This is a genomic window from Anaerosalibacter sp. Marseille-P3206, assembly GCF_900155565.1.
Taxonomy (GTDB): domain Bacteria; phylum Bacillota; class Clostridia; order Tissierellales; family Sporanaerobacteraceae; genus FUHM01.
The window spans coordinates 415,276-427,486 of record NZ_FUHM01000002.1; the positions used below are offsets into that span (position 1 = coordinate 415,276).

General features: G+C 30.2%; 14 protein-coding genes. 1 reads left to right on the forward strand and 13 read right to left on the reverse strand.

Annotated features, from left to right (window positions below; genetic code table 11):
* Nucleotides 1-7: 7 nt before the first annotated feature.
* The 6 genes from BQ9840_RS03325 to BQ9840_RS12355 all read right to left on the reverse strand — a co-directional run bounded on the left by BQ9840_RS03325 (nt 8) and on the right by BQ9840_RS12355 (nt 7,242).
* Entirely contained in the window at nt 8-1,315 is a 1,308-nt protein-coding gene (locus BQ9840_RS03325; RefSeq protein ID WP_200804857.1) for a sensor histidine kinase, read from the reverse strand.
* A 100-nt stretch (nt 1,316-1,415) separates the two neighbouring features.
* On the reverse strand, nt 1,416-2,114 hold the full coding sequence (locus tag BQ9840_RS03330) for a response regulator (protein ID WP_369800215.1): 699 nt from the start codon (nt 2,112-2,114) through the stop codon (nt 1,416-1,418).
* 72 nt (nt 2,115-2,186) lie between these two features.
* Nucleotides 2,187-4,094: a selenocysteine-specific translation elongation factor gene (gene selB / locus BQ9840_RS03335; RefSeq protein WP_077368033.1), complete on the reverse strand. Its 1,908-nt coding sequence runs from the start codon at nt 4,092-4,094 to the stop codon at nt 2,187-2,189.
* 13 nt (nt 4,095-4,107) lie between these two features.
* Nucleotides 4,108-5,520, reverse strand: a complete 1,413-nt coding sequence (gene selA, locus BQ9840_RS03340) for an L-seryl-tRNA(Sec) selenium transferase (protein WP_077368035.1) — start codon at nt 5,518-5,520, stop codon at nt 4,108-4,110.
* An 18-nt stretch (nt 5,521-5,538) separates the two neighbouring features.
* Entirely contained in the window at nt 5,539-6,573 is a 1,035-nt protein-coding gene (selD, locus tag BQ9840_RS03345; RefSeq protein WP_255371021.1) for a selenide, water dikinase SelD, read from the reverse strand.
* Between the two features lie 15 nt (nt 6,574-6,588).
* Nucleotides 6,589-7,242, reverse strand: coding sequence for a helix-hairpin-helix domain-containing protein (locus BQ9840_RS12355; RefSeq protein WP_083717923.1), 654 nt, complete (start codon nt 7,240-7,242; stop codon nt 6,589-6,591).
* A 151-nt stretch (nt 7,243-7,393) separates the two neighbouring features.
* Here BQ9840_RS12355 and BQ9840_RS03350 point away from each other — a divergent pair, with 151 nt between their 5' ends.
* Nucleotides 7,394-8,665, forward strand: coding sequence for a D-alanyl-D-alanine carboxypeptidase family protein (locus BQ9840_RS03350; protein ID WP_077368037.1), 1,272 nt, complete (start codon nt 7,394-7,396; stop codon nt 8,663-8,665).
* Between the two features lie 19 nt (nt 8,666-8,684).
* Here BQ9840_RS03350 and BQ9840_RS03355 read toward each other — a convergent pair whose 3' ends face one another.
* The 7 genes from BQ9840_RS03355 to BQ9840_RS03385 are packed head-to-tail and all read right to left on the reverse strand — an operon-like array spanning nt 8,685 to nt 12,190.
* Nucleotides 8,685-9,065: a RidA family protein gene (locus tag BQ9840_RS03355; RefSeq protein WP_077368039.1), complete on the reverse strand. Its 381-nt coding sequence runs from the start codon at nt 9,063-9,065 to the stop codon at nt 8,685-8,687.
* Nucleotides 9,066-9,107: 42 nt separating this feature from the next.
* The gene (gene rsfS, locus BQ9840_RS03360; protein ID WP_077368042.1) at nt 9,108-9,470 is read right to left on the reverse strand and encodes a ribosome silencing factor; all 363 of its coding nucleotides are present in this window, start codon (nt 9,468-9,470) and stop codon (nt 9,108-9,110) included.
* A 20-nt stretch (nt 9,471-9,490) separates the two neighbouring features.
* A complete protein-coding gene (locus BQ9840_RS03365; RefSeq protein WP_077368045.1) occupies nt 9,491-10,459 on the reverse strand; it encodes an LCP family protein in 969 nt (322 codons plus the stop codon).
* A 6-nt stretch (nt 10,460-10,465) separates the two neighbouring features.
* Complete coding sequence (gene yqeK, locus BQ9840_RS03370) at nt 10,466-11,038, reverse strand: bis(5'-nucleosyl)-tetraphosphatase (symmetrical) YqeK (RefSeq protein WP_077368048.1); 573 nt, start codon at nt 11,036-11,038, stop codon at nt 10,466-10,468.
* A gap of 17 nt (nt 11,039-11,055) precedes the next feature.
* The gene (gene nadD / locus BQ9840_RS03375) at nt 11,056-11,661 is read right to left on the reverse strand and encodes a nicotinate-nucleotide adenylyltransferase (RefSeq protein ID WP_077368050.1); all 606 of its coding nucleotides are present in this window, start codon (nt 11,659-11,661) and stop codon (nt 11,056-11,058) included.
* 37 nt (nt 11,662-11,698) lie between these two features.
* Nucleotides 11,699-11,989, reverse strand: coding sequence for a ribosome assembly RNA-binding protein YhbY (gene yhbY, locus BQ9840_RS03380; RefSeq protein ID WP_077368053.1), 291 nt, complete (start codon nt 11,987-11,989; stop codon nt 11,699-11,701).
* An 18-nt stretch (nt 11,990-12,007) separates the two neighbouring features.
* A complete protein-coding gene (locus tag BQ9840_RS03385) occupies nt 12,008-12,190 on the reverse strand; it encodes a hypothetical protein (RefSeq protein WP_077368055.1) in 183 nt (60 codons plus the stop codon).
* Nucleotides 12,191-12,211 lie beyond the last annotated feature (21 nt).

The following is a 12,211-nucleotide window of genomic DNA, read 5'->3' on the forward strand; positions in this document are numbered from 1 at the left end:
ATAACATTTAAGAATTATTAGGTAGTTTTATGTAAAATGTGCTACCTAAACCCACTACGCTTTCTACTTCAATAGTTCCCTGATGTAGAGTTACTATTTGCCATGAAATTGAAAGCCCTAATCCTGTACCACCAGTATCTCTAGATCTAGCTTTATCTACTCTATAAAATCGTTCAAATATATTAGGTATATTTTCCTCTGGTATCCCAATTCCATTATCTTTAATTTCTATAATGGACTCTTTACTTTTATTATACAATCTAAGTTCCACTACTCCACCAGATGGGGTGTATTTTATTGCATTTTCTATTATATTTATAATAGCTTGTTGTATTTTTTCTCCATCAATACTAATTTGTATTTTTTCATTTAATACCAATTTAAGATTGACATTCTTCTTTTCTGCCATAGGTTTTAGCCTTAAATAAATCTTTTCAAGTAAAAAATTTATATACGTAGGTTTATATTCTAATGTGATTTTTTCTTTATCCAAATCTACAAGAGAAAGTAAATCAGTAATGATATTATTTAACCTATCTACTTCAGAATCAATATCCTTTAAAAATTCCTTATAAATATCAACATCAAAATTTTCTTGGTTAATTAAAGATTCGGCTAGAATCTTTATAGAAGTTAATGGAGTCTTAAGTTCATGAGAAACATTTGCAACAAAATCTTTTCTCTGAGTATCTACCTGTTCTAAGCGCAATATCATCATATTAAATGCGTCCCCTACTTCTTTAAATTCATCATTTGTTTTTATATTAACCCTTTCCTCTAGCTGTCCCCTAGTTGCCATTTTTATTGCACCCTTTAAATCTTCTAAAGGCTTAAAAATAACCCCAGCAAATAAAAAAGCTATTAAACCTGTGACTAACATACTGATTCCTGAAATTAAATCTATTTTCCTAGATAGCTGCTTTACTTCTCTATAGATATCGTTTATGGATGTAGAAATAAGTGTAGCCCCTATAATCTTTCCATCAAATACAATTGGCACAGCTATATACATAATATGACCAATATTTTCAAATCTGTAAATATTGCTACTGTTTTTACCTTTTAACGCACTGTTTATTTCATCATGATTAAAAACATCACCAATAAAAATATTCTTTGAATCGCCTCGAACTACATGCTTATCATCAACTATAATAATTCTTGAATTAATCTCTTTACTATATTCCTTTATTGCTACTCTTGTTAAAGCTTCATTCATTGTATTAGAATCTAATTGATATCTCATTCTATTAGAAATAATATTTGCTTTAATAAAAATATCCTTTTCTCTTTGATCTATATACATCTTTAGCATCGTATTAGAAATAAAAATATTAATGATAATTAGAGTTATTAATATTAATAACAAATAGGTGGAAACTAATTTCCACCTTACACTAATTAATCTTTTATTTTTATTGAGGCCTACTCCTAAAATAGTAACCAACTCCCCATTTAGTAAGAATATATTCAGCTTGACTGGAATCTCTTTCGATTTTTTCCCTCAGCCTTCTTATATGAACATCTACTGTTCTTAGATCGCCAAAATATTCATATCCCCATATAGTTTCTAATAATTCCTCTCTAGTAAACACTTTTCCTGGATTAGAAGCCAATAACAATAATAAATCAAACTCTTTCGCAGTCAAATTGACTTCATTGCCTCTAACTGTCAGCTTTCTACCCAAAGGATTTATAGTAAAATCATCGATTTGAATTACTTGATCAGTAATTTTAGTACTTCTCATATTTGCCCTTCTAAGTATAGCTTTAATTCTTGCTTTCAATTCCAAAATATTAAAAGGTTTAGTTAAGTAATCGTCAGCTCCATATTCAAGACCTAATATCTTATTTATATCTTCTCCTTTTGCTGTTAACATTATAATAGGCACTTGAGAATCTTGTCTTATCTTTTGACAAACTTCTAAGCCATCAATTCCTGGTAACATTAAGTCTAAAATAATTAAATCAAATTGCTTTTTTTTAGACTTTTCTAAGGCTTCATACCCATCATAAGCTGTATCAATAACATATTGATCTTGCTCTAAGCTGTACCTTAAACCTTTTACAAAGACTTTCTCATCGTCTACAATTAATATTTTGGTGCTCATAATATCACCTCATATTCATTATCCTATACTCTATAATAATTAATTCGACACTTTTCTGTATTATCCTTTTTTATATTAGAAAAAAACTCTCTTATCATCAATTCTTTTAGTAATTTTGTTTTGATCAAAGTATTCAAGTAAAATAATTGAGATTTTTCTATTTGTATCCAGTAAATCTCTATACTGAGAAACTGTAATTGAATCATTTTTATTCAAAAATTCCACTAATAATTTAAAAGCATTGTCATATGTTTCTTTTAACATATAAGTATCATCCTTAATTTTTAATATTTCCCTTCTATCGACTAAGGATTCAAATACTTCAGAAACATCTTTTTCACTTTTATTTATATTTTCAAGAAGTTCTTCATATTTGGGTGGTAAGAAACCTCTTTCTTTAAATTTAGATTTAATAAGTTCAGCAATTTTTAATTGTTCTTCAGTATAGATTATTTGAAAATCTTTTAAATAGATAATTTCATTCTTATTTGCTATACTGCCTTTTTCAAGAAGCAGATTAAACAAACTATCTGCTATTTTTGCTTTTACATTCTTAAAATATTTACTCCTTATCTCTTCTTTGGAAATTCCAGCTTTTAAAGGTCTCCTTTTGTGAAAATTTTCTAATTCCTCTACTATTTTATAATTTAATTCATCTAGATAACTGTTGTGGACAATATAGATATCCTTTGATTGATGAATAGATCTAATCTTATTCTCTCCTTCTAATATTTTTATTTCTTTTATAACTTCTTCTTCAGGCATAACTGTATAAATAGAAATATCCTTTAAGGAAGGAACTTCTTCACTTTTATCTAAAATAATTTTTTCTAGTATATCTTTTGATTGTCCTATTTCCTTTATCTTTAATTCTTCCAATGAACTCTTTTCAAATCTCTTCTTTTTTTCTGGATTTGGTTCTAATATCTCTCCTCCACCAATAGTAAACATTGGTGAATAAAATCTTAGTATAAATCTGTCACCCCTTTTGGCAACAGTTGGTTCTTCCAGCCTCAATTGAGCATAACCAGTATCTCCTGGTGTCAAACATTCTTTGTCTAATAATACTATTCTACATAAAACTTCTTTTGTACCAATATACAATCTAAGCCTACTTCTATTTTCTATTATTTTAGGGGTATCTGGTAAAATTTTAAGTTTTACATCTAACATCATAGTTTCTTTCATGGAATTGATAGGAGCTATTACATCTCCTCTGTTAACTTCTGACTTTTTTAATCCTGCTAGATTAGCAGCAACTCTTTGACCAGCATATGCAATATCTGTATCCTCATCATGTACTTGGAGAGACCTAAGCCTTGCAGTTTTATTCCCAGGGAAAACTTGCACTTCATCTCCAACTTTAAATTTACCTGAAATCAAAGTTCCAGTAACTATAGTACCAAAACCAGAGATTGTAAATACTCTATCAATAGGTAATCTAGGTCTTCCTTCTTCACTTCTTTCTTCAACTAATTCTGTCAGTTTGTCTATAGTTTCTATAGCCTTTTCAATTCCAGTGCCTTTCGTTGAAGAAACGGGAATTATAGGGGTTCCCTCTAAAAATGTTCCTTTAACAGTATTTTCTACATCATCTATAACCAATTCCATCCACTCTTCATCAACTAAATCAGCTTTTGTCAAAACTATAAACCCACTTTTTATCCCAAGTAAATCTAATATTGCTAAATGTTCTTTTGTCTGTGGCATAACCCCTTCATCTGCTGCAACAACCAATATTACTATATCTATACCAATAACTCCAGCTAACATGTTTTTAATAAATTTTTCATGTCCTGGAACATCAATAATTCCTGCTCTTCTTCCACTTGGTAAATCAAAATAAGTAAATCCCAATTCTATAGATATACCTCTATTTTGTTCTTCTTTTAATCTATCAGTATTTCTTCCAGTTAAAGCTCTTATTAAAGTAGTTTTACCATGATCAATATGTCCCGCTGTTCCTATGATAATATGCTTCATAAAAGCACTCTCCTTATATTTCTAAAGCGTATAATACTCCATTTAATATTATTTCAAATTCAGAATCTTTTACAGTTCTTAAATCAATATATATTTTATCCCTATATACCCTAGTTATTATAGGTATCTCGTAGTCTCTCAAATTCTTCTCGAATTGAGATGAACTAACCATTTTAGGAGATAGTGTCACACATTTTGTTGGTAATTTCTCTAATGGAAGAGAGCCACCTCCTACTTCAGAAGTATCATCAACAACCTCTACTTCTAAATGGTCACTATCTACATCTCTACATAAAACTTCCTTTAAAGAATTGGCCTTAGATTCTAGTTGATCTAAAGTAATTGTCAACATATTGAGAGTAGAAATACTCTTAACAGCTTTTTCTTCATCTAAGTAGTACCTCAATGTACTCTCTAATGCAGATATAGTAAACTTATCTACTCTAAAAGCTCTAGTAAGAGGATTTTTCTTCATCTTATCAATATATTCTTTTTTACCAACTATAATCCCTGCTTGAGGTCCACCTAGTAATTTATCTCCACTAAATGTTACTATATCTACACCTTTTCTTATTGAGTCTTGTACTGTTGGTTCATATTCTAAACCATATTTTGATAAGTCTATTAATACTCCACTGCCTAAATCTTCAATAAGAGGTATGTCATACTTATCTTTTAGTACCTTTAGCTCTTCAATTGAAACTGAAGAAGTAAAACCTAGTATTCGATAATTACTGGTATGAACTTTTAAAAGAGCACCTGTATTTTCATTTATAGCATTTTCATAATCCCAAACATGAGTCTTATTTGTAGTTCCTACATCTACTAATTCTGCTCCACTTTGAGCCATAACATCAGGTACCCTAAAAGAACCCCCGATTTCAATTAATTCTCCCCTAGAGACAACTACTTCCCTATCCTTTGCCATAGTACTAAGAGCTAATAATACAGCTGCTGCATTATTATTAACAACCATAGCAGATTCTCCACCTGTTATATCTTTGATGATTTCTTCCAAGTGACTATATCTTGAACCTCTCTCACCTAAATTAAGGTCGTATTCTAAGTTTGAATAATTTGTGGCTACATCTATTATGTTTTTCATTATTTCTTCATTAATCAGAGATCTACCTAGATTAGTATGAATAACTACTCCAGTACCATTCACTACCCTTCTAAGTTTATATCTGTTTTTTCTAAGTATTCTGTCCTCAATAAACTGTGGTAACAAATCAATTCTTTCTTTAAGCTCGGCTTCAGAAAACTTTTTTTCCCTAATACGCTTTCTTAATAACTCAACTTCCTCTCTTATAGAATCAACTACAACAACCCTTGGAACCTCATTACTTAATTTCTCTATCAGTGGGCTTTGTAGTAAATCATCTACTTTGGGTATTAAAGTAAATAAATTTTTCTTCTCCTCCATATGCATCCTTCCTCATCATTATTCTACTTCCAAATATACATCTCTCTTCTCTATAACTTCACCTATTACACCAAAAGAAGTAGGTGTCTTTTTTAATTCTTCAAGTAATTTGTCTAATTGATCTTCTGGAACTGACAATAGAAGGCCTCCTGATGTTTGAGGATCGAATAGTGCATCCCTAATTTCCATAGGTACATCCTTAGTGAATTTTACATTTTCTCCAATATGCGCTTCATTTTTATATGCTCCTGCAGGTACTAGTCCCATCTGAGCATATTCAAGAGCTCCTTCGATTATTGGAACCATTTCGCTTTTGATCCTTATTGTTACATTGCTACCCATAGCCATTTCTAAACTATGTCCCAAAAGGCCAAAACCTGTTATATCAGTACAACTATTTACTTTAACCTTTTCTACAGCTTCACCAGCATATTTATTTAGTGTACTCATTACCTTTACTGCTTCATTATAACATTTTTCATCAGCTAATCCACCTTTTATGGCAGTATTAGCAATACCTATACCAATAGGTTTAGTTAATACTAATACATCCTTTGGTTTAGCATTGGAATTTGATAACACCTTGTCTGGATGAACAAAGCCTGTAACAGAAAGTCCATATTTAGGCTCATCATCTTCAACTGTATGCCCTCCAACTAGTATTGCCCCTGATTCCTGTACTTTGTCATGACCTCCCTTGAGTATTTCAACTAAAACTTTTGGAGATAGACAATTAGGAAAACATACTATATTCATAGCCAAAACAGGATTTCCTCCCATAGCATAAACATCACTCAATGAATTAGCAGCAGCTATCTGTCCAAAAGTATATGGATCATCTACCACTGGAGTAAAAAAATCTAATGTCTCTATAAGAGCTAATTCATCATTTATCTTATACACAGCAGCATCATCTGATGTATCCAATCCAATTATCAAATTATCATCATGCACTTTAGGTAAATGACGCAAAACTTGCGCCAAGGTATCTGGACCTAATTTTGCTGCTCACCCTGAACTCTTTGTAAGTTGTGTCAATCTTTTTTCACTCATCATATCCCTTCTTTCTCAATTTACAGTTATATAGTCTTTTATGTTTTCAAACTTTTTATTCCCAATACCTGATACATTCATTATATCATCAATTGATTTAAAAGTATTTGTTTCCCTATACTCTATTATTCTCGTTGCAAGAACTTCCCCAATTCCAGACAAACTCATAAGTTCTTCTTTTGAACAGGTGTTAATGTTTATCTTATCAGTATCTTTACTTGTACTACATTCACTTGAACTTGTGGTAGTATTAGCATCGATACCAGTTATTTCTTCCCCAATTTTAGGAATATAAATCTTCTCTTCATCAACTACCTTTTTAGCTAGATTAATTCTATCAATATCAGCTTCACTTTTTAATCCGCCAGCTTTATTTACAGCATCAATTACTCTAGAACCATTTTCAAGCTCTATAAGACCAGGTTTATAAACTTGTCCACTAATGTGCACCATTATAATACCATTATTTTCTTCAACATTATCTTCTTCAAGTTCTTTACTATCATTATTACTATTATTTAATAATTCATTTTCATCTATTGAACTTAGCTTATTTATTTCATCATCAAATCTTACATTTTTTTTATAAATACTAATAGATGTAATTAAAATAACTATTACGACTAGTAATAGTATAACTATTTGTTGCCTTTTTGTAAAGATTATCAATTAAACCACCTCTCATAAAGATTTTATAGTAGTTAAATTCTACTAATTTTCACTTTTTCCTCTTTTTATATATTATTTAATTTAATATATTAAAAAAAGTATAAATTTCTGATATACTTATATTAATATAAAATTAAGGTAGGTGGATATGTTGAAAAAGTTTTTGCTTATACTTGTAATTTTGATCACTGCATGTACATATAGTTTTTCATATGCAGACAGCTTAGACATTGTAGGAGAAGGTGCTATATTAATAGATGGAGATACCGGACAAATATTATATGAGAAAAATTCACATATGAAACTATATCCTGCCAGCACTACAAAAATCATGACTGGAATATTGGCTATTGAATTGGGAAATTTAGACGATATTGTTACTATTGACAAAGATATTATCAACGCAACAGACGGCACACATATTGCTCTAGATTATGATGAACAAATGTCACTTAAAAATTTAGTCTATGCTCTTCTCATAGAATCAGCAAATGATGCAGCTGCAGCAATAGCTAAAAATATTTCGGGAAGCATTGATGAATTTGCTACTTTAATGAACAAAAAGGCAACAGAAATGGGAGCTTTAGACACTCATTTTACGAACCCAAGTGGACTCCCAGATGAAAATCATGTTACTACTGCTTATGATTTAGCTATGATAGCTAAATATGCTATGAACAACGAAACTTTTAGAAATATAGTCAAACAGTATAGCTACACTATTCCTCCTACTAATAAAAAAAGTGAATCTAGGTATATATGCAATCATAATAAACTTCTATTCAGTAAAAAGAAAATTCAAGTTGATGGTAAAATTATACCTATTAAATATGAATGGGCAGATGGAATAAAAAACGGTTACACTCAAGTAGCAGATCAATGTTTGGTCTCATCTGCTACTAAAGGCAATAGAAAACTTATATGTGTTGTTTTAAAATCACATGGCTCAGATATATATGTAGATACTCATAAACTATTAAATTATGGCTTTAATGAATTTGAAAAAACACAACTAAGTTTTAAAAATGAGTTTATTGATAATATTGACATTCAAAATGGTTCCATCCCTCTAACTACGGGGATTATAGGTGATAGTTTATATACAATTGTTCCTAAAAATAACTTGAATAAGATAGAAAAGAAAATTAATATACAAGAAAACATAGAGGCTCCCATTGAAAAAGGACAGGTTTTAGGTAATATTGAATATACTTTAGATGGTAAACTTCTAGGACAAGCAGATATTATATCTACTATGGAAATAACTAAAGTAGAAGTAAAGTCAAAGCTTCTAAGTAAATGGTGGGTAATAATAATCGTTCTAATAATTATTTTATTTAAAATCTCTGAGATAGTAAGAAAATCAAAAAGAAGAAAGAGAAGAAAAACCCTATACAAACGAATAAATGACCCTATAAAATAGGGCCATTTTTCTTTTTATATTATATTATTGCAATTGCTTCAATTTCAATTTTTCCATCCTTTGGCAATTTAGAAACTTCTATGCAAGATCTAGCTGGTTTATGCTCATTAAAGTATTCACCATATACTTCATTTACTAGTGCGAATTCTCCCATATCTTTTATAAATATTGTAACCTTTACTACATCTTCTAGTGTTGCACCTGCTTCAGTAAGTATAGCTTTTACATTTTCCATACTTTGTTTTGTTGCCCTTTTGATATCATCAGATATCAATTCCCCTGTTTCAGGCACTATTGGCAATTGTCCTGATGTAAAAATAATGTTGCCACCCTTTACTCCTTGTGAATAAGGACCAATTGCAGCAGGTGCTTTATTTGTTTTAATTTGTGTATTATCCATAATTCTCCTCCTCTTTTTAGGATTTTTTTTGTAAAAAACTTCTCATTCTTGCGAAATGAGAAGATTAACATCTAATTCATCACTATCAGACCAGAGCCTCTCCAAATTATAAAAGTCCCTGTCTTCTTTTTTGAATATATGAACAATAATATCACCGTAATCTAATAAAACCCATGTAGAAGAATTATGTCCTTCTTTTTGGATTAGTATAAAACCAGCCTTAGCCATTTTTTCCTCTACTGCATCTGCAATAGCTGATACCTGTACAGCAGAGTTTCCACTAGCAATTACAAAATAATCTCCGATACTTGAAAGTTTACTTATATTTAATACTTTTATATTAAAAGCTCTTTTATCATCACAAGCTTTCACTATAATAGAAAGTCTCTTATCCAAATCTGTCACCCTAAATACCCCCTACAGTATTAGTTTTTTGATTCACCATCATTATTTTGACTATCAATTTTCTCATTATCAACAGTTCTATGTTCTAAAAACATATTCTTAACTATTTCTTCTGTCTCTTCTTTATAAGGTATATAATATGATATGCCTTTGATATTTTTTGGTTCTCCAGGTATTGTAGCCATTTCCATATTCTCACTACTAAAGTCCTTTGCCTTAGTTGCATAAATCATTATTTGATCTAGCGGAATATTTGTATCGACGTATTTATAGTAAGTACTGATTATTTTAGGTATCTTTACAATGTTTCCTGGCTTTAAAGTTTGCTTCATGGTAGCTTTAATAAATTGTTGCTGTGCCTTTATTCTACCTATATCTTGCTCTTTATATCCCTTCCTAAATCTTAAAAATTGCATCGCCTTGTCACCATCTAATACTTGTCTTCCTTCTTTTAAATGTATACGAAGTGGTGGATCTGCCACTAAATCCTCATAATTCATATCCATAGGCACGTCCACTTCTACCCCACCAATTAAATTCACGTACTCTTTAACAATTTTGTAGTCTACCCTTACATAATAATCTAAATCAATTCCTAACAAATCTTTAACAGCTTTAATTGATAATTCTGGCCCACCATAAGCATGTGCATGGTTTATTTTCTCTTCATTTTTTCTACCTCTTATATACGCTCTTGTATCCCTAGGAATAGATAAAATTGAAATACCACCAGTTGATCTGTCAATTTTACACAACATCATCGTATCAGATCTCTCTTTAGTATTTTTAGAAAGATCTTTAGTATCAATTCCTAATAGTAGAAAAGTCAAATCATCATTTTTTTCCTCAGCTATTTTGTCAAAAAAGGTTTCTTCTGTATCTGTGTCACTTTCAGCCTCTGTTTTTACAAAAAAGTGTACTACACCGCCATAAATGCAAGCAAATACTAAAAAAGAGATAAAAAAAGTTTTAAAAAATTTTTTCTTCACGTGACCTCACTCCAAATTCTTTTCTAATTTCAAATAGTTCCTAGCTTTTACTGTGTCTAAATGTAACAAACTCCCACCATCAATTACATATTTAATTGTGTTGTCCATTGCCTTAATAATACTCTCGTTAAGGTCCTTAAAGGCCAACTGTCTTATTTCTTTTACCCCTTCAAATTCTCTATTTGGCTCAATATAATCTGCAATAAATACTATTTTTTCTAGCAAATTCATATTCTCTTTACCTGTGGTGTGAATTTTAATTGCATTTAATATTTCCTCATCATTTACAAGATAAGTTCTTCTTGCAACTTCTGCACCTAAAGGTCCATGAATAAGCTTAGTATTGTATTTCATCACATTATCTAAAATTATACCAAAATCGATAGTCATTTTCAATAAATTTCTTTTTTCCTTGTATTTAGCACAATCATGTAATAGACCTGCTAATTCTGCTTTTCCCTCATCTACACCATAGGTCTTTGCTAATTTAACACAAGTTTCCATAACCCCTATAGAATGTATGTATCTCTTTTCACTAATATCTTCATTAAGTTTTTTTAACATCCAATTTTCTATCATACTGAACTCTCCTTAAACTATCTATAAAAATTATTTTTTCTTATGTATGTCTCTACACTATCGGGTACATAATACCTTATTGATTCTCCATTTTTTACTCTATTTCTTATATCAGTAGAAGATATTTCTATATAGGGTATAGATAATAGATAAACTGTCTCACCATATTTTTCATTTATCCTTCTTACAGCATTATCTAACTCACTATTTGGAATACCTCTTCTCTTAGTAGTCACAAATTTGCATAGTGTTAAAAGTTCATCAGCATTTCTCCAACTAGTAATATTAACTAGAGAATCTGCTCCTGTAATAAAATAAAAAATAGAATCACTATATAAACTTTTTAAATATTTCATTGTATCTATTGTGTATGACACTCCTTCTTTTTTGATTTCCAAAGCCGATACTTGAAAATTTGGATTGTCAGTTGTAGCAAGCAATGTCATTTCATATCTATGAATTGGCTCTAAAACACTTTTGTTTTTTTTGTGAGGTGGTTCTCCAGTAGGTATAAACACCACTTTATCTAAATTCAATTGAATTCTAGTCTCTTCAGCCAATATTAAATGTCCTAAATGAATAGGATCAAAAGTACCACCCATTATGCCTATTTTTCTTTCCATCTAAATCCCTCCAAAAAAAAGATTGGCTTTGCCAATCTTAAGGTAGTTCTATCTTCTTTTTATCTTTTGACTCCCTATATAAAACAAATTTGTTTCCTATACTTTGAACAAATTCAGAATTTGTCAATTCAGCTACTTCATTAGCTGCATCTTTTGCATTTAAGAAACTATTATTCAAAACATTTACCTTAATAATTTCCCTAGCTTCAAGGGCATCATCTACTTGCTTAATAAAATTATCATTAATTCCATTTTTACCTATTTGAAAAATAGGATCAATACCATTTGCAATACTCTTTAAATAACTTCTCTGTTTTCCTGTTAACAATAGTTACACTCCTTATAATTATACTTCTACTTCAGTTCTTGATTTTCTTCTGTGAACTTCATATTCCTTGCTTCCTTTTTTCCAGCCAGTTCTATTTCTATCTTCTGGTACATAATTCTCATTTATAACCACTTCATTCCTAGCTGGACAATAATAAGTAGGTTGATTTTCTTTGCAATTTCCACAGTTGAAGCACTCCATTTTTATCCTAAACCTCCATTT

Excerpts from the sequence above, each read along its gene's own strand:
- BQ9840_RS03325 (WP_200804857.1), bottom strand. The coding sequence starts at position 1,315 with ATGCTAAAGATGTATATAGATCAAAGAGAAAAGGATATTTTTATTAAA.
- selB (WP_077368033.1), bottom strand. The coding sequence starts at position 4,094 with ATGAAGCATATTATCATAGGAACAGCGGGACATATTGATCATGGTAAA.
- selA (WP_077368035.1), bottom strand. The coding sequence starts at position 5,520 with ATGGAGGAGAAGAAAAATTTATTTACTTTAATACCCAAAGTAGATGAT.
- BQ9840_RS03355 (WP_077368039.1), bottom strand. The coding sequence starts at position 9,065 with ATGGATAATACACAAATTAAAACAAATAAAGCACCTGCTGCAATTGGT.
- yqeK (WP_077368048.1), bottom strand. The coding sequence starts at position 11,038 with ATGATAGAAAATTGGATGTTAAAAAAACTTAATGAAGATATTAGTGAA.
- nadD (WP_077368050.1), bottom strand. The coding sequence starts at position 11,661 with ATGGAAAGAAAAATAGGCATAATGGGTGGTACTTTTGATCCTATTCAT.
- BQ9840_RS03385 (WP_077368055.1), bottom strand. The coding sequence starts at position 12,190 with ATGGAGTGCTTCAACTGTGGAAATTGCAAAGAAAATCAACCTACTTAT.